Origin of the sequence: Epilithonimonas sp., from assembly GCF_036780765.1 — a bacterium.
Lineage (GTDB): Bacteria > Bacteroidota > Bacteroidia > Flavobacteriales > Weeksellaceae > Epilithonimonas.
Genome location: NZ_DAIQCG010000006.1, coordinates 97624 through 122034 on the forward strand (window position 1 = coordinate 97624; position 24411 = coordinate 122034).

The 24411-nt window shown below is 34.8% G+C and carries 17 protein-coding genes; 10 read left to right on the plus strand and 7 right to left on the minus strand.

The genetic code is table 11. The features are described 5' to 3' along the window. Positions 1–59: 59 nt before the first annotated feature. Genes pyk through V7P73_RS10900 form a run of 5 tightly spaced genes read right to left on the minus strand, consistent with a single transcriptional unit; the run spans position 60 to position 4236 of the window. The gene (gene pyk, locus V7P73_RS10880; RefSeq protein WP_333853508.1) at positions 60–1505 is read right to left on the minus strand and encodes a pyruvate kinase; all 1446 of its coding nucleotides are present in this window, start codon (positions 1503–1505) and stop codon (positions 60–62) included. After that, positions 1498–1971 carry an IPExxxVDY family protein gene (locus V7P73_RS10885; RefSeq protein WP_333853509.1) on the minus strand — a complete coding sequence of 158 codons (474 nt, stop codon included), beginning with the start codon at positions 1969–1971 and terminating at the stop codon, positions 1498–1500. The genes pyk and V7P73_RS10885 overlap by 8 nt, the downstream gene beginning before the upstream one ends. Further along, complete coding sequence (gene rnc, locus V7P73_RS10890; protein ID WP_074233002.1) at positions 1946–2716, minus strand: ribonuclease III; 771 nt, start codon at positions 2714–2716, stop codon at positions 1946–1948. Before rnc ends, V7P73_RS10885 begins: the two co-directional genes overlap by 26 nt. A 9-nt stretch (positions 2717–2725) precedes the next feature. After that, complete coding sequence (fabF, locus tag V7P73_RS10895) at positions 2726–3973, minus strand: beta-ketoacyl-ACP synthase II (protein WP_333853510.1); 1248 nt, start codon at positions 3971–3973, stop codon at positions 2726–2728. 23 nt (positions 3974–3996) lie between these two features. Beyond that, the gene (locus tag V7P73_RS10900; protein WP_002976354.1) at positions 3997–4236 is read right to left on the minus strand and encodes an acyl carrier protein; all 240 of its coding nucleotides are present in this window, start codon (positions 4234–4236) and stop codon (positions 3997–3999) included. Between the two features lie 180 nt (positions 4237–4416). Between V7P73_RS10900 and folE the strand changes: the two genes are divergently transcribed. From folE to V7P73_RS10935, 7 genes are all read left to right on the plus strand, one after another. Further along, a complete protein-coding gene (folE, locus tag V7P73_RS10905; RefSeq protein WP_333853681.1) occupies positions 4417–5082 on the plus strand; it encodes a GTP cyclohydrolase I FolE in 666 nt (221 codons plus the stop codon). A 120-nt stretch (positions 5083–5202) separates the two neighbouring features. Next, positions 5203–6672, plus strand: coding sequence for a cysteine--tRNA ligase (cysS, locus tag V7P73_RS10910; protein ID WP_313100756.1), 1470 nt, complete (start codon positions 5203–5205; stop codon positions 6670–6672). A gap of 100 nt (positions 6673–6772) precedes the next feature. Continuing rightward, positions 6773–7492 carry a hypothetical protein gene (locus V7P73_RS10915; RefSeq protein ID WP_333853613.1) on the plus strand — a complete coding sequence of 240 codons (720 nt, stop codon included), beginning with the start codon at positions 6773–6775 and terminating at the stop codon, positions 7490–7492. Positions 7493–7563: 71 nt separating this feature from the next. Further along, positions 7564–10218, plus strand: coding sequence for a 4-alpha-glucanotransferase (locus V7P73_RS10920; protein ID WP_333853615.1), 2655 nt, complete (start codon positions 7564–7566; stop codon positions 10216–10218). A gap of 271 nt (positions 10219–10489) precedes the next feature. Continuing rightward, on the plus strand, positions 10490–11461 hold the full coding sequence (locus V7P73_RS10925) for a hypothetical protein (RefSeq protein ID WP_333853617.1): 972 nt from the start codon (positions 10490–10492) through the stop codon (positions 11459–11461). A gap of 100 nt (positions 11462–11561) precedes the next feature. Next, a complete protein-coding gene (locus V7P73_RS10930) occupies positions 11562–11936 on the plus strand; it encodes a hypothetical protein (protein WP_333853618.1) in 375 nt (124 codons plus the stop codon). 106 nt (positions 11937–12042) lie between these two features. Beyond that, on the plus strand, positions 12043–12552 hold the full coding sequence (locus tag V7P73_RS10935; protein ID WP_333853619.1) for a ferritin: 510 nt from the start codon (positions 12043–12045) through the stop codon (positions 12550–12552). Between the two features lie 45 nt (positions 12553–12597). On the opposite strand, the gene V7P73_RS10940 is transcribed toward V7P73_RS10935, so the two are convergent. Both V7P73_RS10940 and V7P73_RS10945 read right to left on the minus strand, forming a co-directional pair. Further along, positions 12598–15747 carry a UvrD-helicase domain-containing protein gene (locus V7P73_RS10940; protein ID WP_333853621.1) on the minus strand — a complete coding sequence of 1050 codons (3150 nt, stop codon included), beginning with the start codon at positions 15745–15747 and terminating at the stop codon, positions 12598–12600. Positions 15748–15982: 235 nt separating this feature from the next. Next, positions 15983–16576 (minus strand): ribonuclease HII, encoded by a 594-nt coding sequence (locus V7P73_RS10945; protein WP_333853623.1) that lies wholly within the window; start codon positions 16574–16576, stop codon positions 15983–15985. A gap of 184 nt (positions 16577–16760) precedes the next feature. Here V7P73_RS10945 and V7P73_RS10950 point away from each other — a divergent pair, with 184 nt between their 5' ends. The 3 genes from V7P73_RS10950 (at position 16761) to V7P73_RS10960 (ending at position 24407) form a co-directional block, all read left to right on the plus strand. Then, on the plus strand, positions 16761–19649 hold the full coding sequence (locus V7P73_RS10950; protein WP_333853625.1) for a SusC/RagA family TonB-linked outer membrane protein: 2889 nt from the start codon (positions 16761–16763) through the stop codon (positions 19647–19649). An 11-nt stretch (positions 19650–19660) separates the two neighbouring features. Then, positions 19661–21238, plus strand: coding sequence for a RagB/SusD family nutrient uptake outer membrane protein (locus tag V7P73_RS10955; RefSeq protein WP_333853627.1), 1578 nt, complete (start codon positions 19661–19663; stop codon positions 21236–21238). 247 nt (positions 21239–21485) lie between these two features. Then, complete coding sequence (locus V7P73_RS10960; RefSeq protein WP_333853629.1) at positions 21486–24407, plus strand: SusC/RagA family TonB-linked outer membrane protein; 2922 nt, start codon at positions 21486–21488, stop codon at positions 24405–24407. Positions 24408–24411: the final 4 nt, after the last annotated feature.

Consider the following 24411-nt stretch of genomic DNA (forward strand, 5'->3'; position numbering starts at 1 on the left):
AATCAGAACAAAAAAACCATCGGAATCTCGATGGTTTTTTATTTTATAATTACTACAAATTAGATTGTAGATAATCTCAATGTATTTGTTTTTCCGCCATTATGAACTGGCATTGCGTTTAGATTCACAACAAAATCACCTTGCTCTACAAATCCGTAATTATGCGTCAACATATTCACTTGGATTACAGTTTCGTCAGTTGATCTTTGCATATCATAATAGAATGCTCTAACGCCCCAAAGAAGATTCAACATCGTAATCACACGCTTGTTGTTACTGAAAACGATGATGTGAGACGAAGGTCTGTGTGCAGAGATTTGGAATGCAGTATAACCAGAACTTGTCAAAGTTACGATAGCTTCAGATCCTGTAGATTTTGCAATATCAACAGCAGAACGACAAACTTTATCAGTGATAAAACGCTCATCTACACAGTTGATTTTTTCTTCGATAACGTGGTTTAGTTTTGAATATAAAGCTGTTTTCTCGATATTCTTAACAATTTTAGCCATATTTCTAACCACATCCACAGGGTATTTTCCAACAGAAGTTTCTCCGGAAAGCATTACGGCATCAGCACCGTCAAGCACAGAGTTTGCAACGTCATTTACTTCCGCTCTTGTTGGTGTCAAGCTATTAATCATTGTTTCCATCATTTGGGTAGCAATGATAACAGGCTTAGCATAAAGTCTAGCTTTGTTTACCAAGTTTTTCTGGATAACAGGAACCTGCTCCATTGGAACTTCAACACCTAGATCTCCTCTTGCAACCATCAAGCAATCACACTCCATCAAAATTTCATCGATGTTTTTAACACCTTCTGGCTTTTCGATTTTAGCAATGATTGGTGTTTTTGTTTTGTTGGTTGGATGTTTTGCCATCAATTCTTTCAAATCAATGATATCCTGTGCGTGACGCACGAACGATAAAGCAATCCAATCCAGCTCAAGATCCAACATAAAGTTAGCATCCTCGATATCTTTTTCCGTCAAAGCAGGAAGAGAAACATTGGTATTAGGAAGGTTAACCCCTTTTTTAGAACTCAATGGTCCACCTTGGATTGTTTTTGCTCTTACTGTATCTACATTATTAGTTTCAATAACTTCAAAAACCAATTTTCCGTCATCAATCAAGATTCTTTCTCCAACTTTTACATCCTGAGGGAACTTCTCATAAGTCATAAAAACTTTAGTCGCATCGCCTTCCATTTTTTCGTTTGTGAAAGTAAGAACGTCTCCCGGGTTAAGGAAAGAACCTTCTTTTACTACACCAACTCTTAATTTTGGACCTTGCAAATCTCCCAAAATAGAGACTGAGTAGCCATATTCTTTATTGATTTCACGAATTAATTCAACATTTCTCTTCACCAATTCGTAATCGGCGTGAGAAAAATTAATTCTAAATACATCAACACCAGCTTGTATCATCTGTATCATCGTCTCCTTGCTAGAAGTAGCAGGGCCTAGTGTTGCAATGATTTTTGTTTTTTTTAGGTTTTTATTCATAATATTGAATTAATTGATAAAGTTCTTCTTCAGAACTCAGTGAATATTCCTGAATTTGAAATACGAAATTTTCCGGGAGCAAAATTAATGAAAAATCCGCAAACATATCGGAATTTGTTAGGATGTAATCTACATCTTGGTGCAGATTTAGTAAAAATTTAATATTTGATTCATCTGAAAAAAGTTGATTTTGAACTTTTTTTTCTGTAGATAAAATCGATTTGTTGGAAATGAAGCTATAACAGTTTTTTGAATATCTGTCATAAGCTTGATAACGAGAAAATTGATGATCAAAAAATTCGCCTTTGATGCTGATGTCATCAATTCTTTTGAAATTAAAATCGTTGGTCTTATTGAGTAAAAAAAACAATTCGTGCTCCGGGATTGTTTTAACAAGTCGAATCAACCCTATGACGATCTCCGTGTGATCTTCTTCTAGCTTAAGAAATTGTTTTTTGACCTTCAATAATATTCTCTTTTTTACTCAAAACATAGAAAGCTCTTTGCGCTGCTTTTTCCTCGGCTTTCTTTTTAGAACTTTCTACGGCATTCGCAATCTTTTCGTTGTGCAACCAAACGTGGCATCGGAAGACGGTGACTTTGTTAGGTTGGAATTCTTCGCAAGTTTCATACTTGATTGGAACTTTTTTCTTCTGGCTCCATTCCAACAGTAGTCCTTTGTAGCTGATGATTTTATTTTCCAGCTTATTGATTGTGGAAGGCGTAAGAATTCTGTCTAAAACAATTTTCTTGCAAAATTCATAATCAATATCTAGATAAATAGCACCAATCAAAGCTTCCAAAAGATTTCCGGAAATGTTTTCGCTCAGAATCGTTTGACTTGTATCTGCTTGCAATAACGAACTTAATTTCAAGTCTTCTCCAAGTTTGTTAAGGTTTTTCCTGTTAACAATTTTGGATTTCATCTGCGTGAGAAATCCTTCGTTTTCATTAGGATAAGCCTGAAAAAGATGACAAGAAATAATGGTTCCTAAAACAGAATCCCCTAAAAACTCTAGACGTTCGTAATTTTTTTTATTCGTACTTTTTGAAGAAGATTTTAAAGAAAATGCCTCTTTAAAGATTTCTAAATTATGGATATTGTATCCAACAATTTCAGAAATTTTTTTGCGAAAAAGAATATCTTTTTCCGAAAGTTTTTGTGCTCTGTTTTTTGGAAGTAATTTTGAAAAATAACTTTTCAACTCCATAAAAACATATTATATTTTTTTGAAAAGAACACAAGCGTTGTGACCTCCAAAACCAAAAGTATTACTCATCGCAATATTAACTTCTTTCTCAACAGCCGTGTTGAAGGTGAAGTTGAGTCTGCTGTCGATTTTTTCATCGTCAGTAAAATGATTGATAGTTGGCGGAACAATACCGTGAATAATAGTGTGCAAAGCAGCAATAGCTTCTATAACACCAGCGGCACCCAAAAGGTGACCAGTCATTGATTTTGTAGAATTGATCTGAATATCAAAAGCGTGTTCTCCGAATAATTTTGCAATGGCATTGGATTCTGCGATGTCTCCTAATGGAGTAGATGTACCGTGCATATTGATATGATCTACTTCGTCAGCAGTTACACCAGCATCTTCCAAACAATTTTTCATTACCAGATAAGCGCCTAATCCTTCAGGATGTGGTGCAGTCATATGATGTGCATCTGCACTCATTCCTCCACCAGCTAATTCTGCATAGATTGTTGCTCCTCTTTGTTTTGCGTGCTCATATTCTTCAAGAATGATACAACCAGCACCTTCTCCTAAAACAAATCCATCTCTGTCTTTGTCAAAAGGTCTAGAAGCTGTTTTTGGATCATCGTTTCTTGTAGAAAGTGCGTGCATCGCGTTGAAGCCTCCCATTCCGCTTGCTGTAACAGCAGCTTCTGATCCTCCACAAACAATTACGTCTGCTTTACCAAGGTTGATAAGCATTTTAGCATCAATCAAAGCATTCGCAGATGATGCACAAGCTGAAACTGTTGTGTAGTTTGGACCGTGGAAACCATATTCGATAGAGATATTACCAGGCGTGATATCTGCAATCATTTTTGGAATAAAGAAAGGATTGAATCTCGGAATACCATTAGACTCAGCAAAACCTAAAACTTCTGTTTCAAAAGTTTCCAGTCCGCCAATTCCAGAACCCCAGATTACACCTACGCGATCTTTGTTAACATTATCTTCTATAAGTCTGCTGTGAGCGATAGCTTCTCTAGCGGCAATCTGTCCAAACTGAGAGTTTCTATCCATTTTTTTTGCCTCCTTTTTATCGAAATAGTTAAGAGGATCGTAGTTTTTTACTTCGCTCGCAAACTTAGTTTTGAAATTAGTGGAATCAAAAAGAGTAATAGGAGCAGCGCCGCTCTCTCCCTTTTTTAGGTTTTCCCAGTATTCTTTCGCATTATTTCCGATTGGTGTAATAGCGCCGAAGCCGGTTACAACTACTCTTTTTAATTCCATAAATTTTTTCTGTCTAGATAATATTATTTATTTACAACTTCTTCGATGTAAGCAATAGCGTGACCTACAGTTGTAATTTTTTCTGCTTGGTCATCAGGGATTTGAATGTTGAATTCTTTTTCGAACTCCATGATAAGCTCTACAGTATCCAAAGAATCAGCTCCTAAATCGTTTGTGAAGCTAGCCTCTGGAGTTACTTCTGTTTCTTCAACGTCAAGCTTATCAGCGATGATAGCTTTTACTCTTGATGCAATGTCTGACATAGTATTTATTTTTAATTATGTTAATTTAGGTGCAAATATATAAAATTTCAAATCATTTCAATTTTTTTTTACTTTTTTAAACTCGTTCTAAATCTATTCTTTTTATAATCAAATCTTTAGATTTACTCTGTACAGGCTACAAAATTTTGTTTATTTTTGCGTCTTATTACTAATGATATTATGGAACATTTTCCTGATAATGACGATGATCTGTTCACTGGCAAAGATCATACACCTCTCAGAAAGGACGCTTTTGATTTGAAACCAGAAGAAAAAGTTAAGAAAATAGAAGGACTTTTTGCAGAGATTATGCAGACTTTGGGTCTTGATATGGAAGATGATTCTTTGAAAGATTCTCCTAAGCGTGTTGCAAAGATGTATGTGAATGAGATTTTTGGTGGTCTTCTTCCTGAAAATAAACCGGGCGTTTCAACTTTTAAAAACCAATATAAGTACCGCCAAATGCTGGTTGAGAAAGATATTACGGTTTATTCTTTCTGTGAACATCACTTTTTGCCGATTATAGGAAAAGCGCACGTTGCTTATATTTCCAACGGTGAAGTGATAGGATTGTCAAAAATCAATAGAATTGTTGATTATTACGCAAAACGTCCGCAAGTTCAGGAAAGATTAACGATGCAGATTGTAGATGCTTTGAAGGAAGCTTTAGGAACAAATAATGTGGCTTGTATCATCGATGCAAAACATCTTTGTGTGAATTGTAGAGGAATAAAAGATACAGCTAGTTCTACGATTACAGCAGAATTGAGCGGGATTTTCAGAACTAACCCCATTACAAGACAAGAGTTCTTACATTATGTAGGAAGTCATGCGAAATTTGATTAATAATGATAAAATTTAAAAAACAATCTCACAAAATCTTCATTACAACAATTATTTGTTGTTGATTTTTTATGTTTAAATTTTAAATCACTTATCAATTATAATTAATCATTAATTAAAACAATGCAACTAAAAATATACAACTCGCTTTCAGGCGAAAAAGAAGTTTTCAAACCAATATTAGAAGGTAATATCGGGATGTACGTTTGTGGACCAACAGTTTACAGCAATGTACATTTGGGAAATGTAAGAACTTTTTTGTCATTCGATTTTATTTACAGAAGTCTTCAATTTCTTGGTTATAAAGTAAGGTACGTCAGAAATATCACAGATGCTGGTCATTTGACGGACGATGGCGATATCAATAATGACAGATTCATCAAACAATCCAGATTAGAAAAACTGGAACCGATGGAAATTGTTCAAAAATATACTGTCGATTTTCACGATGTTTTGAAGAAATTCAATTTACTTCCGCCAACGATTGAGCCAACTGCGACTGGTCACATTATAGAACAATTAGAACTTACCAAACTTTTGGTAGAAAAAGGTTTCGCTTACGAAAGTAACGGTTCTGTCTATTTCGATGTTTTGGAATATAATGCAAGAGGTCTTAACTACGGCGAATTGTCCAGAAGAAATATCGAGGAATTATTTGCCAATACAAGAGATTTGGATGGACAAGGTGAGAAAAAAAATCCACAAGATTTTGCACTTTGGAAAAAAGCGTCACCGGAACATATTATGAAATGGCCGTCGCCTTGGGGAGAAGGTTTCCCTGGTTGGCATCTCGAATGTACTGCGATGAGTACAAAATATCTGGGCGATCAATTTGATATTCACGGTGGTGGAATGGATTTGAAATTCCCACACCACGAATGTGAAATCGCGCAAGGAAAAGCTTGCAATGGTCTAGAACCTGTGAAATATTGGATGCACGCCAATATGTTGACAATGAATGGTCAAAGAATGAGTAAATCCACTGGAAATTACATCCTTCCAATGGAATTGATTACCGGAAATAATGATTTCTTTGAAAAAGCTTTTCATCCAAGTGTGTTGAGATTTTGCTTTTTACAGGCGCATTACAGAAGTGTTCTTGATATTTCGAATGATGCCATGCTGGCAAGTGAAAAAGGCTTCAACAGATTGATGGAAGCTGTGAAAATTCTTAATACACAAGTTCAGGTGGAAGGTGTAGAAACTTCTTCTTTTGATTATAAAAATTGGAAAGAAAAAGTGCTGGAAGCTTTGACAGACGATTTCAATAGTCCAATTTTGATTTCTCATTTGTTTGAGGCAGTGAAGTTTATTTCGGCTTCAAAATTGGGAAAAGAAAGTATTTCTACAGAAGATTATGAAGATTTGAAACAATTCTTAAACGCCATTGTTTTTGATGTTTTAGGATTGGAAACGATTGAAGAATCTAATAACGATAAACTAGACCAAACTCTTCAGGTTTTAATCGATTTGAGAAATCAAGCCAGAAAATCTAAAAATTGGGAACTTTCTGACCAAATCCGCGACCAACTTCTTGAAAAAGGAATCGAGCTGAAAGATGGGCGAGATGGAACGACTTATGTTCTGAATTAAATTCATTACAATCATAAATGACAACAAATACGGTTAACGAAAGTTAAACCGTATTTTTGTTTTAGTAAAGAACTTTACTTTTGAATAAAATTAAACAATTTTGAAAAGACTTCTATTCTTTTACTTTCTCCTAATCTCTATAGCAATTTGCTCTCAGACGATTTCTGGTACAGTGATTTCGGAGGAAAGCAACCCTATTTCAAAGGTTTTGATTGTGAATATGACTTCTAATCAAAAAGTTTATTCAGACAATGTTGGAAATTTTTCCATTGAAGGTAAAATTGGCGACGAACTTCGTTTTGCTAAAGAAAGATACAAAGGCGAGAAAATAATTATCATCAATAACTTATTGAAAGTTGTTCTTCAGCAATTGCCACAGGAAATAGAAGAAGTTAAAATCATCAATAAAAGACTTGCGGAATCTCAGGAAGAAAAACTTAGAAAAGATATCGGATTACCAAAAGGGCCAGAAAAACCTCGTGAAAAACCAGTGGGCGCAAAAGAAGTGTTGTTGCCGCTACTTGGAGCTTCGCTTAATGTTGATAATCTGTATAAATGGCTTTCGGGCAATTCTAGACGATTAAAAAATCGCTATAAATATGAAGATTTGCAGGAAGGTTTGGCTTGGATTCAGAATAATGTAGACTTAGAATATTTTGCAGAAGCCGGAATTTTGCCAGATAAATTCAATGATTTTCTGATGTTTTCATTAAAAGATGAAAAAGTATTGATGTATATGAAAGCCAAAAATGTAGGCGGAATTACGGTTGCGTTGGACAATAATATAGCTACTTATCTCGAAAGGATTACGAAAAAATGATTTTTTTACGGGAATATTAGTTGTAATTCAATAAATCATTAAATTGCGTCAATATTAATAGACCTTAATAAATGAAACTATACTTTAGTGTTAACTTCGGAACAAAAGTTGGCCAACGACTCGTTTTGCGCCTATTTGAAGACAAAACAGAGCATCGGGACTACGACTTAACTTATTCCGAAAATAACAACTGGACCACAGAATTGGATTATTTTTCTAAATCAATTCTTTACAAATATCTTCTTGTGAGTGAAGATGGGGAAGTTTTGGAGGAAGAGATTCCTTTCCATAAACTGGATTTTCCGAACAGCTTCAAAGAATTTGTAATTTTTGACCAATGGAATCTTAAAAATTTCCCCGAAAATTATCTCACCAACAAAATCCTTCACAACCGTCTGCAAGGATTTCAACCTGCAAAACAACCAGTTGTTAAGAAGCATACACATCTTTTCCGAATAGAAGCGCCGCTTTATCATCCAAACTGGCAATTGGTTTTGATTGGAAATGTAGATGCTCTAGGTAACTGGGACTATGAAAAAGCAATCGAACTGAATGAAACTGATTATGGTGTTTGGGAAACAGGCGTAGAAATCAATTCTCATCAAACAATTCTTTACAAATACGCCATTAAAGATAAAAATACAGGGAAAGTTTTTTATGTAGAACCAGGCGAAAATCGTTGGGTTTTCGGAAATCCAAATAAGGATATTCTTTATGTAAAAGCGGACCATTATTTCAAATTTGATAATCATACGCTTTGGCATTCTGCGGGTGTTGCGGTTCCTGTTTTCTCTTTGAGAACGGAAGATGGTTTTGGTGTTGGAGAATTTCCAGATATCAAAAAATTAGGAGATTGGGCTAATGAAACCAAATTGTCTGTGATTCAGATTTTGCCGATTAATGACACGACTGCGAATTACACTTGGACAGATTCTTATCCTTATGCAGCGATTTCGGTTTATGCGCTTCACCCACAATATCTTTCGATTGAGAAGTTAGAATATGCTTTGCCAAAAGATTTGGTTGAAGATTATCAAACGAAAAAAGCAGAACTGAATGCTTTAAGTCTGATAGATTACGAGCAGATGATTTCTGGAAAATGGAAATATGCAAAGGCTGTTTTCGAAGAAAATCAAGAAACAATTCTTAAAGATAAAAACTTCAAAAAATTCATTAAAGATAATGAAGAATGGCTGATGCCTTACTCTGCTTTTTGTGTTTTGAGAGACAAATACAAAACCCCGAATTTTAATGAATGGAAGACTCATAAAAAATATGTTGCAGGAAAAGTAGCGACACTTTATTCACCAAAACATAAAGAATATTCTCAGTTGATGCTTCACGCTTGGGTTCAGTATCAATTGCATTTGCAGTTACAAGACGCTGTAGAATATCTCCATAAATTGGGGATTTCTGTAAAAGGAGATTTGCCGATTGGGATTTATAGATATTCTGTAGAAGCTTGGACAGAGCCTGAGTTATTCGGAATGGATTTCCAAGCCGGAGCACCGCCTGACCAGTTCTCGGATTTGGGACAAAACTGGGAATTCCCGACTTATAATTGGGAAGTGATGAAAGCCGACGGTTACCAATGGTGGAAAAAACGTTTCAAAGTTTTGGAGCAATATTTTGATGCCATGAGAATAGACCACATTCTTGGATTTTTCAGAATTTGGAGAATGCCGATTTCTGCGACTCAAGGTTTGTTAGGGTATTTTTATCCTGCGCTTCCTGTGACTGAGAAAGAGTTTGCTGACAGACAGATTCCGTTTAGCTTTGACCGTTATGTGAAACCGTTTGTGAATGACCCGATTCTTTGGGAAAACTTCGGAGATGCGAAAGAAAAAGTTCAGAATCAATTTTTCGATAATCATCATAACGGTGTTTATACTTTCAAACCAGAATTTGATACGCAGAGAAAATTAACCGATTATTTCGAGAAAGAATCTTGGGATTGGGCAGAAGAAAAATTGATTTCTTTGGCTGGAAATGTTTTGTTTTTAACCGAAGATACAGAAAACGGAGTTGTTTATCATCCAAGATTCAATATTACTAAAACTGCTTCTTATAAATATCTTCCGGATTGGGAAAAAGCAAAACTGAATGATGTTTATAATGATTATTTCTTCAAACGTCAGGATGGACTTTGGTATCAGAAAGCAATGGAAAAATTACCGGCTTTACTGAATTCTACAACGATGCTGATTTGTGGCGAGGATTTAGGCTTAGTTCCGGATTCTGTTCCGGTTGTAATGGATAAATTGGCGATTACCGCTTTGAAGGTTCAAAGAATGCCTTCTGAAAATATCGCTTGGTACGACCCGAAAAATGCAAGTTACTTGAATGTTGTAACCGCATCTTCTCACGACAGTTCTACACTGAGACAATGGTGGCACGAGGACAGAAATCTGACTCAGAAATATTTTAATAATCAATTAGGGCAATATGGAACTGCGCCTTGGGATTTGTCTCCGGAATTGTCAGAAATGATAATGAAACAACACCTTTATACGGATGCAATGTTGGCGATTTTCCCTATTCAGGAATTTTTAGCAACTGACGAAGAATTGATGAATCCGAATATGAATGAGGAGAGAATTAACAATCCTGCAGTTTTTCCACATTATTGGCGATACAGAATGCATCTGAAATTGGAAGATTTGAAAACCAAAGACCAATTCAATCAAAAAATTGCAAGTTGGGTTGAAAATAGCGACCGATTTTAATCCGAAAAAATAAATTTTAAAGCCTTTCAAATTTTTGAAAGGCTTTTTTGTTGAAAATTATTAGACTGATTATCAGATGTAAATTTGTTTTTTGAATTGAATTTTGATTCGAAATCTAAATTTTCGTTTAACTTTTATTATTCGTCAATATCCAAAAGATAGAAAGTTTCATTTCAAGGAAAAAATGGATTTTCGAATTTAATTTTTAAAATAAAAGAAATGAAACATTGAAAATGTTCCATTTGACAATTAACAAAATAAATAAGAACAAATGAAAAAGATAATTTTAACACTTGCTATTATTTTTGGAGGATTAGTTTCTGCACAAGATTACTATGACACTTATCCAACCGATTATAACGGATACGAATATTATGATGATTCCTACGATTATCCAGATGATTATTATTACAACTATCCAACGGATTATTATCCGGACCAATATTATCAAGGATATTATAACGATTACCGAAATGCGGTTTTCTCTGTAAATTGGAATCAGTTTTTTGTACAATACAGATTGAGTCCGTTCCAAATCAATCAGATTATGATTCTTAATAATCGTTTTGCTTCTTATGATGCTTGGAACTCTTATTACAGATGGAACCCGAACAGATGGTATTATGACAGATTTTATGCGCTTCAAAATATCCTTGGTCCAAGAATCTTTGTAGTTTATCAAAATGTTTATTTCCGTGGAGCAAGTCCGTTTGTGTATTACAGAAACCGTTGCGTAAACTTCTATGCAAGACGTTATCCGGTAAGACCGATTTACAGAAATGTGAATATTAATATCTACAAAGTAAACCGAGGAAATTTCCGAGAAGGATTTAGAGAAAATGTCAGAAATCAAGGGATGATAAATCCAACCAGAAATAACGGAATCAGAAATGATAATCCAAGAAGTGGTTCTAATGGAAATAATTGGGGAGTAATCAGAGGTTTTGAAAATAATGGAGTTAGAAATCAGCAAAACGGAAGAGTTAGACCTAATGAAAATGGAGGAATCAGAAACTCTGGGGGAACAAGAGATAATTTTGGAGGAATAAGAAGCGGAAGTAATTCTGAGAATATAAGAAATCAATCTTCTCCTAATATTAGAAATCAAGGCAGTATTAGACAAAATCAAAACTCTGAAAGAAGAATAGAAAATAGAAGTAACGAACGTTCTAACCAAAGAAATTCTACTCCAAAATCTGAAAGCGGAACTAGAGGTTCTGGAATGAGATTCACTTCTAGATAAAAATAATTTAACAAAAATTTATAATATCAATAATTTAACATTATAAATTAAAGTAAATCCAACAAACAGATAAAAATTACAAATATTAAAATCGATCAAAATGAAAAAATTAATTTTAAGCGCAGCATTTCTTGGACTAGGAGTTTTTGGATTTGCACAGACTACAGCAAAAGCAGATCATTCTCAGAAAAAAGCAGAACGTTTGCAACAAATGAAACAAGAACTGAATCTTACTGATGCACAAGTTGCTCAAATCAAAGCTTTACACGAATCCAAAGCGGCAGAAAGAAAGCAGGAAATGACGGCGAAAAAAGTAGACAGAATGCAGAAGATGAAAGAAAATGAAGCTGAAATGCAGAAAATCTTAACGCCTGAGCAATACAAAAAGTTCCAAGAATTGAAGGCTAAAAAAATGGCAGAAAGAAAAGATAAATTCCAAGCAAGAAAAAGTGCTGATGCCACAGCTACGAAATAAGTTTTAGTTGGTGATTAATTTCAGAAAGAGTCGTTATATTTTTAACGGCTCTTTTTTTTATATTTGGGTCTTAAAGTTAAAAATTCATAAAAAAATATAATAAGTTATGGTTTCAGAGAAAATTATTACACTCGTCAACGAACAAATTACCAAAGAACAATATGCCGCACAATTATATCTTTCTATGAGCGCTTGGTTTTATGCGCAGGATTTGGAAGGAATTGGGAATTATTTCCGAGTACAGTCTAAAGAAGAATTGATGCACGCTGATAAAATGTTCGATTATGTGAACGACATAGGTGGGCAAATTATCCTAAACGAAGTTCCAAAACCACCGTACGAATTTAATAATGCTCAAGAGGTTTTTGAAAAAGCTCTGGACCACGAGAGATTGGTTACAAAAAGTATCTTTAATATCGTAAAAGTTGCGAATGAAGAAGGTGATTTTGCAACCACAAGCTTCTTGCAATGGTTTATCAATGAGCAAGTGGAAGAGGAAGCTAGTGCTTCTACTTTGGTTTCTAAAATCAAAATGGTAAAAGATAATCCTTCCGCACTATATCTTTTTGACCAAGAATTGGCGCAAAGGGTTTTCAATCCTGCTGCTGATAACTAAATAAAAATAAAAAGAAAATCCCGATATGATTTCGGGATTTTTCTTTTAAATATAAATCACATCTGTCTTCACAACTTTCTTCCCAAATTGTTCCAATTTATTTTTATACGTTTCTACTTGTTTTTGGTCTTTTTCTTTTTCCTCACCGGTTTTGAAATCGATAATGATGAAGCCGTCTTTGGTTTCTACTAAGCGGTCTGGTCGGTAGGTTTTGGACTGCTCGTTTTCTGTGGCAAACATTTCTCTTTCATTGATGATTTTAAGATTCTCAGTGAAATAAACAGAATAATTTGCATCATTAAGAACATTTTCAATCCTTTCCAGAATCGATGTTTTTTCTTCATTGGTTATTTTTCCTTCTAACAAATAAGAATTGAGAACTTTCGTTACATCTTTCTTGGTTTTGATTTGGGACAGAATCTCGTGGGTGAAAATTCCCATCCTTACGTGCTCTACGCGATTTTGGTAATTTTTAGAAGTTGTTGCAATTTCTATATTCGATACTTTTTCAGTTTGTTGAGAAATCGAATTAATATTTTCTGACTGATAGTCTTTCTTCTCCTTTTTCTTTTGCTTCTTCAAATCAGAAACTGGGAAAATATCAAATGAATCTAATGATTCACCATTTTCTGTCGGTTGAAATTGTGTAACAAAATCATACAATTCCAAATTATTAGAAGATTTGCTCGGTTTCTCAATATAAAAGAACAATTGTTCGACTGGTCGGGTGGTTGCAACATATTGGATGCAGAAGCGGTCGATTTTATTGCGGTAAGAGTTCTCAAAATTGAATTGAGCCAAGTCCTCATCATAATTTTCCAGTTCGGGTGAAAACTGATTCAGAATCACGGTTTTCAATTCATCTTCGCTGTTGAGGTCGTACCATTCGGAGAATTTTTTGTCATTGTTTTTATTTTCCATTGGGATGAAAACCACAGGAAACTCCAGACCTTTCGCTTTGTGGATGGTCATAATCTGAACCGCATCGATATTCTCACTCGCTTGAATGCTGATTTTCGAAGCTTCATCATCCCAGAATTTAAGGAATTCTTTCAACGTTGCACCAGCATTTTGAGTGTAATTGAATAACATCTCGAGGAAGTTCAGAAGGAAATCTATTTCCTTATTCTCTACAGAAAATTCCTTAATGTAATATTCGATGAAATTGTAAAGATTCAGTTGTGGAACATCATTTTGAACCAATTTAATTTGGTAATGAGCATTAATATAATTCTCAATATCTTTCTTGGATTCGAGACTTAAAATGGTTTTAATTTCAGAAGTGAAATCGTTCATCTTTATTCTTCCCGAGACATTCAGGAAGTACATCATCTTTACCAAAAACTGTCTGTTTTTTGGATTGATTTCCCACTTCAGGAACTCAATCAAAGCTTTGATGGTAAAAGATAAATCCAGAGTCAATCCTTTTTCAGAAATAGTTTTGATGTAAGTTTCCTTTCCGTTATAATTAACCTTCAGATTTCCCAAAAGTTGGGAATAATTAAAAATATCATTGTTACCACGGCAAAGAATCGTAATGTCCGAAAAACTAAAACCATTATCCAGGCATTCTTGGATATCCTGCTGCATCTTCTGTGACGTTTCTTCATAAAAAACTGCTTTTACAGAGTTTTCCAGAAGATGAACTTTCACTCTGCCATCAAGTTTAGATTGTGCGCCTTGGATGGCATTTTCCCCGAATATCTTTTGATGCTCTTCACTCAAATTATGAGACATAAAATCATATAATCGATTGTTAAAATCAACAATATTCTTCGCACTTCTCCAGTTAAATTTCAAGTGTTCTGCTATCGCTTTCTTGGGCGTTGTTTCTTCTCCACTAATAATGTCCAGCATCAGTTTACTTTCGCCACCTCGGAATCTATAAATGCTTTGTTTTGGGTCGCCAACAATCGTAAAACTCGTATTGTCAGAAGTGATGCTGTTGTCACGAAGCGGTAAGAAGTTTTGCCATTGCATCGCCGACGTATCCTGAAATTCATCAAAAAAGTAATGCTGAAACTGGGTTCCTACTTTTTCGTAGATGAACGCAGAAGGCTCATTCCGAAGATTTTCATTAATGATAATATTGAATTTCGAAAGCAAAACCAAATCGTTTTCTTCCTCTATTTCCATAAGTTTTTTCTGAATATCAGCGTTGACTTTCAAAGGAAGAATCGCTTCCAGAATTTTTTCTTTTTTCTGAGAATCGATATAAAGGTCAATAATATCTTTTCTCCAGGAAATGAGTTGAGGTAAAATCTCTTGAATCTCAGAATCCTTAGATTTTCCCTTCGCGGAAGAGCCTTTTTGGAACGTTGCTAACGCAGAGTTTTCACTTGTTGGGAAAGGGAATTTGTCTCTATTTTTATTATGAAAATCAATCACTTTTACGAAAAACCCGCCTAATCCGTTTTTACCTTGAGCAAAATCTTCGATGTCAATATCTCTGCTTCTGATATTTTCAAGCGCTTGTTTGGCTAAGTCAGACGACTGAGTTTTGTTTTGATTGATTCTTTTTCTCAGTTCGTTTTTTTTGTTTTCGTACGCTTGCCATTCAAAATCTTTGTTGTCTTGCAAAGGTTTGTAGTGAATGTCATTTACGAACTTCTTTGCTGAGTTGTAAAGCGTTTGATTCAGATTAACACGCTCATTATTATCAAGATTATAATTGATGAAATCCATAAATGCTTCGGAAACGGTTTGTTCTTCGCCAATTTCGTCCAACATTTTATCCACCGCTTCTATCAAATAAGGTTCCGGTTGAATTTCCAGGTTGAAGTTCTGAGCCAAACCTAATTCATAAGAAAAACTTTTGACCAATCGGGAATTGAACTTGTCAATCGTTCCAATGTTAAGCGTAGAGTAGTGATGCAGGATATAGTCAAGAACTTTCTGGGAACGCAATCGCAAATCATCCAAAGAGATTCTGTAACCTTGTTCTGCAAGTGCTTCTTGAATATTCTTAAGATCTTGATTTTCGGAATAATTATCTTTTACAAACTCGCCAAGATAGAAAAGAATTCTTTCCTTCATTTCGTTGGCAGCTTTGTTGGTAAAGGTTAATGCGAGAATTGTCCTAATCGCATCTGACTGATTAGGAAATCTAAGACAAATCATTAACAGACGTTGAACAAGTGTGTAAGTTTTACCTGACCCAGCAGAAGCATTGATGACGGAGTATGAGTTTTGCATAAAACAAATATAACCAATATCATGAAGATTGTAAGATGCTGTTTTGGTTAATTAGATTGTTTTAAAAAAAATATAATGGGTGATTTCTAGAATGTAATGTTTTAAAAAAAAATAATTGATTGTGATTTTAATTTTTGCTATGATATGGAGTATGTACGGGATATGTATGGAGTATGTAAGGAAATAATACTTATGGAATAGGATGTGGATTTAGTAGTACTAATATAATTGTAGGTTATATTTCTACATCATAATCCAACCGGAAAGATCTTCTGTGATGGATGTTTGGTCCATATTTCTTCAATGCTTTTTGATGAACTTTGGTGCAATAGCCAAAATTGGTATTCCATCCATACTCGGGAAACTCATCGTGAAGTTTTATCATCAGATTATCACGATAGTTTTTCGCAAGAATGGACGCCGCGGCAATCGAGAGATATTTGCTGTCACCTTTTATAATACAATGATGTGGGATATAATTATAAGGGTGGAATTTGTTGCCATCCACTAAAATCAATTCCGGTCTTGTGCTAAGTTGGTCGAGTGCACGATGCATTGCGTGGAGGCTAGCGTTCAATATATTATGTTCGTCTATGAATTCGGGAGACAATTCTGCAATGGCAAAATCAACCGCATTTTCCCGAATATAAAGATCAAGATTCTGTCTGGTTTTAAAATTTAACGTTTTAGAATCATTAACTAAATTTTGCTTAAAATTTTTATCGACTATTACAGCTGCAGCAACTACGGGACCTGCAAGACAGCCTCTTCCGACCTCGTCGCAGCCTGCTTCAATAAAGGACTTAGAGAAATTTTGTATTAATAACATAATAAAAAAGCATTGCAAAGCTAATCATTTAAAATTATTTTATTATAATAAAAAATGATAGAAAAGCAGGTTTTTAATTAAACATTTATTTAAAGTTAAATTATTTTGTGATTTTTTGAGATATTTTGCATTGTATTTAAATTTTATTTAACATATTTGCAAAAGAATATTAAAAAGAGTTAATATGAATGTTAAATTAAAAGTTTTAAGTGTCGGAGTTCTTTTCTTTACAGGAGCGGCACTTTATTCTCAAAAAACTGATTCTTCAAAAGTTTCAAACATAGAAGAGGTAGTTGTTGTGGGTTATGGAACGCAGAAAAAGAGTCAGGTAACATCCTCTGTTACGACTGTAAAAGGCGACGCAATTTCAAATTTGAATACACCAACGTTTGAAGCACAGCTTGCGGGACGATCTTCAGGTGTTCAGGTAGTAAGCAATTCTGGTGAGATTGGAAGAGCGCCAGTAGTTAGAATACGAGGTGTTAACTCAATTACATCTGGAACCACACCGCTTTATGTTGTAGATGGTATGCCAATGTGGTCTGGTGATACAGGTGGGGGTAATACTCCGGCAAATGCACTTGCGGACATAAACCCTTCTGATATTGAGACTATGACTGTTTTGAAAGATGGGGCTGCAACAGCAATTTACGGATCAAGAGCTTCCAATGGGGTTATTTTGATAACTACAAAAAAAGGCAGAAACGGTAAGTTTGCTGTAAACTATAACAACCAGTTTAGTGTTGCTACTGTAGTTAAAAAATATGATCTTTTACAAACTCCTGATTTTGTAACCATTGCAAATGAGAAAGCTGCCGCTGCTGCAGTTGGTACTGTTTGGGCAAAGGGCACTGATTTTAATACAAACTGGCAAGATGCTGTTCTAAGAACAGGAACTCAAACGGATCATTTTCTTTCTATGACAGGAGGTTTGGGTAAGGGTAATTATTATGCATCATTAGGTTATACAAAGCAAGAAGGTGTTATTAAACCAAATGAGATGGAAAGGATGTCTTTCCGTTTGAACGCTGACCAAAAAGTAACGGACTGGTTTAAAGTCGCTACGAGTTTAGCTTATTCTGAAACTGGTTACAAAGGGCTAAATAATGGTTATAACTCCATTTCAGGAGCAATGTTTAGTGCGGTAAGACAATTGCCAAATACACCAATCTATGATCCAACAACCCCAACTGGTTATAATATCGTTACCTCTGGTACAGTAAGTAGGGTGGGACAGTGGCAGAACCTTATACCTATAACAAGTGATCTTACGAATATTGCTTACATAGTAAATAATAATTCTTATACTTCTAATTTATCTAGATTTATAGGAAGTGTAAAAGGTGATGTAAATATTACTAAATGGCTTACATATACTTTGCAGGCTAGTAAAGACAGATCTGTTACAACTGGATTTTTATATTGGAACCGTGTACACGGAGATGGTTTCTCAAGAGGCGGTTATATAGATAATAATTATCTAAATCTTGACAGATGGAATATCCAAAATATTTTAAATTTTGACAAGTCTTTTGGTAGCCATAATGTGAATTTGGTTTTATTCAATGAATATCAGAAACAAAAAACAAATTCTTTTTATGCTGATGGTCAAGGGCTTTCTACAGATTTCTTTGGACAAGATAATGTTATTACTGGTTCCTACACCACGCAATACTCAGGAGGATCTGCAACAGAGAATGGTCTGATTTCCTACGCGGGAAGGTTAAGTTATAATTTTGCAAATAAATATTTTGTGCAGGGAACAATCCGAAGAGATGGGCTTTCTTCTTTGCCTGCAGCTAATAAATGGGGTAATTTTCCGGGAGTCTCTTTAGGTTATACCATTTCTAATGAAGAGTTTTTGAAAGGCAACAAATATATTTCTGATTTAAAACTGAGAGCTTCGTACGGTAAAGTAGGAAATACAGACATAGGTAACTATCCATATCTAGGACTTTATAACAGTTATAAATACGCTGATTATAATGGTTGGGGATTTTCTAATACGGGAAATAATCAGCTAAGATGGGAAACAAATGTTAAAAAGAATATAGGTGCTGATTTTGGACTACTTAATAACAGGATTACATTAAGTGCAGAATATTACCAAAATGACAATAACGATTTGATTTTGGCTAGACCTTATGCGCCTTCTTTGGGATTGCCAGGTAACTTTATTAATATGAACATCGGTTCTATGGTAAACAAAGGATGGGAGTTCTCTCTTGGAACAGATATTATCAAAAATGATAACTTCACTTGGAATGTAGGAGGTAATTTATCGCTTACGAAAAACGAAGTGCTCAGCTTAGTTGATGGTTCTGATATTATTCAAAGTCAAAATGGTGAAACTGCATATTTAACCCGTGTTGGTGAGTCATTGAGAAGTTTATATGGATATAAATATTGGGGAGTAAATAAATCAAATGGTAATCCGGTGTATTACAAAGCAGATGGAAGTTTAGTTCAATTGGATATTGCAACTAATGCTTATCGAGTATTTGATGCAAATAACCCAGGTACTTTAGGGGCATCATCATCGCTTACAGGAGCTGACCGTTATATTTTAGGAAATACACTTCCAACTTATTTTGGGTCTCTCAATACTTCAATGAAGTACAAAAATTTTGATTTTGGTTTCTTAGCTAGATTTAGTGGAGGCAATTATATTTATAATGTGACTAGAAGAGAATTATTAAACCAAGATTTTTATAATAATGGAACAGAAATCTTAGGAAGATGGCAAAGCGTTGATAATCCTGGTGATGGTTGGACGCCTAAGTTGAGAGGTGGGTACACAAGTAATATTAACACAACCGGTGTGGCTAACTCTAGATTTGTTGAAAAAGGTGACTTCGTAAAAATTGATAATATTACGCTAGGATATTCCATTGATCGAAATTATATAGAAAAGGTTGGTCTTAGTAAATTGAGGGTTTTTGGTGTTGTACAAAATGCCATAACGATCACTAAATATACAGGATTGGATCCTGAGATGGAATCAAACGGTATGGATTACAACGGAGTCCCAAGACAATTGACAGTAACACTAGGTCTTAATGCAACTTTTTAAAATTAACAGAAATGAATAGTTTATTACATAAATCAAAAATTTTTATCGCAGCAACAGGCTTTGCACTTCTGGCTTTATCTAGCTGTAATGAGGAAAATATACTTAATCTTGAGCCTTATAATCAAGCCAGTGAAGATGGAGCTTTCAGTACTAAAGAGAATGTTATTCTATCCGTAAATGGAATGTATCAAGCCGCACAGGTGGGACAATATAATAATGCCACACCATCTCAGTCAGGAAGAGGGTATCCGTTTGGTGCTGCCTATTTCCAGCAAAATGATATGCGCGGGGAAGATATGGTGAATACCGCAGCGTTTTATGCTGTTACTTATGTTGGTACTTGGGATCCGGCAGGAGCGCTAAATACCGTTTATTATTGGATTGATACTTACAGGCTAATCGCTCGTGCTAATTTGGTTATTGAGGGCGTTAAAAAGGCTGTTAGCAATGGGGTGCTTACTGAGGCAGAAGGTAATGATTATATTGGACAAGCATTATTTTTCAGAGCATTCAGCCATTACGAATTACTCAATTTCTTTGCAAGACCATATAAGCATACTGCTGATGCTTCGCATCTTGGTGTTCCATATCGTACTGTCGCGAGTACATCCATTGCCACAGCTGCTGAAAATGAGAAGTTGCCAAGAGGTACTGTAGCGGCAAATTATGAGCAACTATTAAAAGATTTGAATGATGCTGAAAACTTTATGTACTCAAAAACCCAGAGAGGCACGGCAAAAGCTGCAATAGTTTATGCTACAAAAGAAGCAGCGATTGCTTTGAAAACCAGAGTTTATCTTAGTAAAGGAGACTATGCAAGCGTTATTACAGAAGCAAACAAATTGGATGGAAAGTATACGATAACTGCTGATCCTAATACTCCATTTGCTAATAACTATGGCAATACAGAAAGTATTTTTTCTTTGGAAAATTCTGCTACTAACAATCCATCTGTAAATGGGGCATTAGCTTCTCAATACTTAGGAAGAAGTTTAATTGCTATCAGTCCGATTATATGGAATAATGTGAGCTGGTTGGCAACTGATAAAAGACGAGGTACAAACCTTGTTACAGTAAAATCGGGTGTTTATTATACCAATAAATATAAAGATACTTCTACATTATCTGATGCATCTCCTCTACTTAGATATTCAGAAGTTCTTTTAAATAGGGCAGAAGCAAAAGCAAGACTAGATAATGCAACATATCTTGTAGATCTAAATGCTGTTAGAAACAGATCTCTTGTTAATCCAAGTACAGAACAGTATACTTTGTTCGCAAGCAAAACATTAGCTGTAAATGCAATTCTCACAGAAAGAAGAATAGAATTTTTAGCAGAAGGTTTACGATGGAATACAATACACCGTCTTCAGCAAGACGATGTGGCCCCAATGTCTGGAATTCCTGCAAAGTATAAAAATGGCGCAGCTCCAGTTGCAGCAGATTACAAGATAGGAACACCTTACGTTGTAAAGGCAGGTGATGTAACAGCGATTCCTTACACAGATTATAGATATGTCTGGCCAATTCCAACTTTGGAAACCAGTGCAAATCCGACACTTGCTGCTCAGCAAAACCCCGGATATTAATATTAAATTAAAAAAATACTTCATTAAGTTGAAGTATTTTTTTTTGTATTATTTTTAAAACAAGCTGGTGTTATTGTTTTGGAAAATCTTAAAATTATAGTTTATGCAGTAAATTACAACTGAAAATTGATGTTTTTTTAAATATAATATTATGTTAACAATGTGAAAGTTTAACATCTATTAACAATTTGTGTTGTATATATTAATAAACTTTTGCATTTTTGTTTATTGAAAAATTTGATTTGATATGAAAAAATTAACAACAAGCGTGTTGGCAGTAGTTCTTTCGTCGTCTTTTGCAATGGTTTCTGCGCAAAAAGTACAAGACACTGCTAAAACGCAAGATATCGAAGGTGTTGTAGTAACGGCTTTAGGTATCAAAAGAGAAAAAAAATCTTTGGGGTACGCTACCCAACAAGTTTCTGGAGAAACACTTTCAGATGCAGGACAAACTAATGCATTGAGTGCTTTGTCAGGAAACGTTGCAGGTGTACAAGTAACTGCTCCTTCTTCGATGGGAGGGTCTACAAGGATTACAATGCGAGGGATTAGTTCAGTAACTGGCGAGAATAGACCTTTAATTATTGTTGATGGGGTTCCATTGGATAATTCCAATGTTAATAGTGTTGATACTCAAAGAGGTGCGGGAGGTAGAGATTATGGAGATGCTACATTTGATATAAATCCAGATGATATCGAAAGTGTAACTGTACTTAAAGGTGGTCCTGCTGCAGCACTTTATGGTTTTAGAGCTGGAAATGGTGCTATCATTTATACAACAAAGTCTGCTAAGAAAGGAAGGACTGAAGTTCAATTGAATACTGGTGTTACTTTTGAGAGTATCAATATAAGACCAAAATTACAAACTCAATATGGTGGAGGTAGTGAGTCTGCCCTTCAACAAGTAGAAATTAATGGTCGAACTTACAATGTTCCAGATTATAGTTATGACGAATCTTGGGGTCCAAAATATGATCCTAATTTAATGTATCTTCCTTGGAATGCCTTCGATCCAGAATTTGCTGGTGATTATTTAAAAGAAGTGCCATGGGTTTCGCCTACTCATGACGTAGATTCTTTCTTCAATACTGGTGTGACTTATACTAATAACTTCTCAGTATCAAAGTCTTTTGAAAATACAAACGTAAGATTATCTTATACTAATACTAATATCAGTGGTATTGTACCTAATAGTAAGATTAATAAAGATAACCTTAACATTAATGTTAGTACTGCCCTTTCTGATAAATTAAAAGCGGAAGCAAATATCAATTATGTTCGTACCGCAGGTTTCAATAGACCAGAACAAGGTTATGGTGATAATTCCATTGCACAAAAAATGTATCAATGGGGTCAAAGACAGCTTGATTACTCTAAATTAAAAGATTACAAGCTCTCTACTGGAGAACAGAGAACGTGGAATAGAACTGCTTTTGATGACGCTACTCCTTTATATTCTGATAACCCTTATTGGACTATCTATGAAAACACCTCTGCAGATCAAAGAAACAGATTCTTCGGTAGTGCAGGTTTGACTTATAATTTTAGCAAAAAGTTATTTGCTACTGGTAAGGTTTACGGAGATACATATTCTCAAACAATAACTTCACAAGTTGCGATTGGTTCTGCAGCACTTTCAGAATTTAATATTCAGAAAAGAAATAGATCTGAGTTCAACTACGAAGCAAAACTACACTATAATGATAATTTTGGAGATTTAAGTTTGAATTCATTTGCTGGATTTAACATTATGGATAATAAGGTAGATGTACTGAATGGTAATACTAATGGAGGACTTGTAATTCCTAATTTATATAACTTATCAAATAGTAGAGATAATGCTACTTCTACAAATAGTGCTAGTCACTGGTCAACTAGAAGTTTATTTGCATCAGTTTCATTAGGATACAAAGATTTTTTATATGTAGAAGCGACTGCGAGAAATGACTGGTTCTCAATGTTAAATGATGATCAATTCTATCCATCAGTAACTGGTAGTTTTGTTTTCTCAAGTTTGTTAAAACAAGATTGGTTGAGTTTTGGTAAGTTGAGAGCAGGATGGTCTAGTGTAGCAGGTGGAGGTAATCCTTATATTAGAGGGACTTATACTGTAATTAATAATCCATTCCAGGGAGATCCGAGTTATTCAATGCCAAATACCTTTGGAAATCCATTAATCAAACCAGAGCTTAAGAAAACCAAGGAAATTGGATTGGAAGCAAGTTTCTTTAAAAACAGAGTTGGATTTGATGTAACATATTATGATGTTGAATCTACTGATTTGATTATTCCTTTACCAATTGACCCTGCATCAGGATATGGTTTCAAAACAGTGAATGCAGGTTTAATGACCAACAAAGGTTTGGAAGCTATGGTAAATGTAACACCTATTAAGACAAGTGATTTTTCTTGGGATATGACTTGGAATTTTGCGCAAAATAGAAATAAGCTTGTAGAACTTGCTGAAGGTTTAAATACTTATGTTTTGACGAATGCTCCTTTTAGAGCTCAACTTGCGGCGCAAGTAGGATATTCTTATGGTGTTATTTTAGGAACTGATTTTGTCTATGATGATAACGGAAATAAAGTAGTCGGTTCAAATGGTCAATATTTGGCATCTGCAATCAAGCCATTGGGTTCTATTTTACCAGATTACAATATGGGTCTAAGAAATACTTTCAAGTACAAAAACCTTAGTTTATCATTCTTATTTGATATGCAAAAAGGAGGAAGTTATTTCTCAACATCTCACATGTGGGGTATGTACTCTGGAATGCTTGAGGAATCTGCATTGGGGGGAAACAGAGAAGCTGGTGTTATTCTTCAAGGTGTGAAACAAGATGGAAGCATTAATGATATTTTGTTAGATGCACCAACTTGGGGTGGAACTTATTATAGTACTGTGGATGCACAAAACGTTTTTGACGCTAGTTATATCAAATTAAGAGATATCACAATTGGATATGATTTACCTAAATCTCTTATAGGTAATGCTTTCCAAGGAATAAGAATTTCAGCATTTGCAAGAAATCTATTTGTTTGGAATCTTGATTTCAAAGGCATTGATCCAGAAAACGTTTCTTATGGGTCAGGTAATTTCCAAGGTTTGGAAGGAGGTTCATTACCTTCTACAAGAACTTATGGATTTAATGTAAACTTTAAATTTTAATTAA

Coding starts and splice junctions, on each gene's coding strand:
- V7P73_RS10930 (WP_333853618.1), top strand. CDS start 11,562: ATGAAAAAATTAATTTTAAGCGCAGCATTTCTTGGACTAGGAGTTTTT.
- V7P73_RS10925 (WP_333853617.1), top strand. CDS start 10,490: ATGAAAAAGATAATTTTAACACTTGCTATTATTTTTGGAGGATTAGTT.
- pyk (WP_333853508.1), bottom strand. CDS start 1,505: ATGAATAAAAACCTAAAAAAAACAAAAATCATTGCAACACTAGGCCCT.
- V7P73_RS10955 (WP_333853627.1), top strand. CDS start 19,661: ATGAATAGTTTATTACATAAATCAAAAATTTTTATCGCAGCAACAGGC.
- V7P73_RS10950 (WP_333853625.1), top strand. CDS start 16,761: ATGAATGTTAAATTAAAAGTTTTAAGTGTCGGAGTTCTTTTCTTTACA.
- V7P73_RS10900 (WP_002976354.1), bottom strand. CDS start 4,236: ATGTCAGACATTGCATCAAGAGTAAAAGCTATCATCGCTGATAAGCTT.
- fabF (WP_333853510.1), bottom strand. CDS start 3,973: ATGGAATTAAAAAGAGTAGTTGTAACCGGCTTCGGCGCTATTACACCA.
- V7P73_RS10920 (WP_333853615.1), top strand. CDS start 7,564: ATGAAACTATACTTTAGTGTTAACTTCGGAACAAAAGTTGGCCAACGA.
- rnc (WP_074233002.1), bottom strand. CDS start 2,716: ATGGAGTTGAAAAGTTATTTTTCAAAATTACTTCCAAAAAACAGAGCA.
- V7P73_RS10940 (WP_333853621.1), bottom strand. CDS start 15,747: ATGCAAAACTCATACTCCGTCATCAATGCTTCTGCTGGGTCAGGTAAA.
- V7P73_RS10945 (WP_333853623.1), bottom strand. CDS start 16,576: ATGTTATTAATACAAAATTTCTCTAAGTCCTTTATTGAAGCAGGCTGC.
- V7P73_RS10935 (WP_333853619.1), top strand. CDS start 12,043: ATGGTTTCAGAGAAAATTATTACACTCGTCAACGAACAAATTACCAAA.
- folE (WP_333853681.1), top strand. CDS start 4,417: ATGGAACATTTTCCTGATAATGACGATGATCTGTTCACTGGCAAAGAT.
- V7P73_RS10960 (WP_333853629.1), top strand. CDS start 21,486: ATGAAAAAATTAACAACAAGCGTGTTGGCAGTAGTTCTTTCGTCGTCT.
- cysS (WP_313100756.1), top strand. CDS start 5,203: ATGCAACTAAAAATATACAACTCGCTTTCAGGCGAAAAAGAAGTTTTC.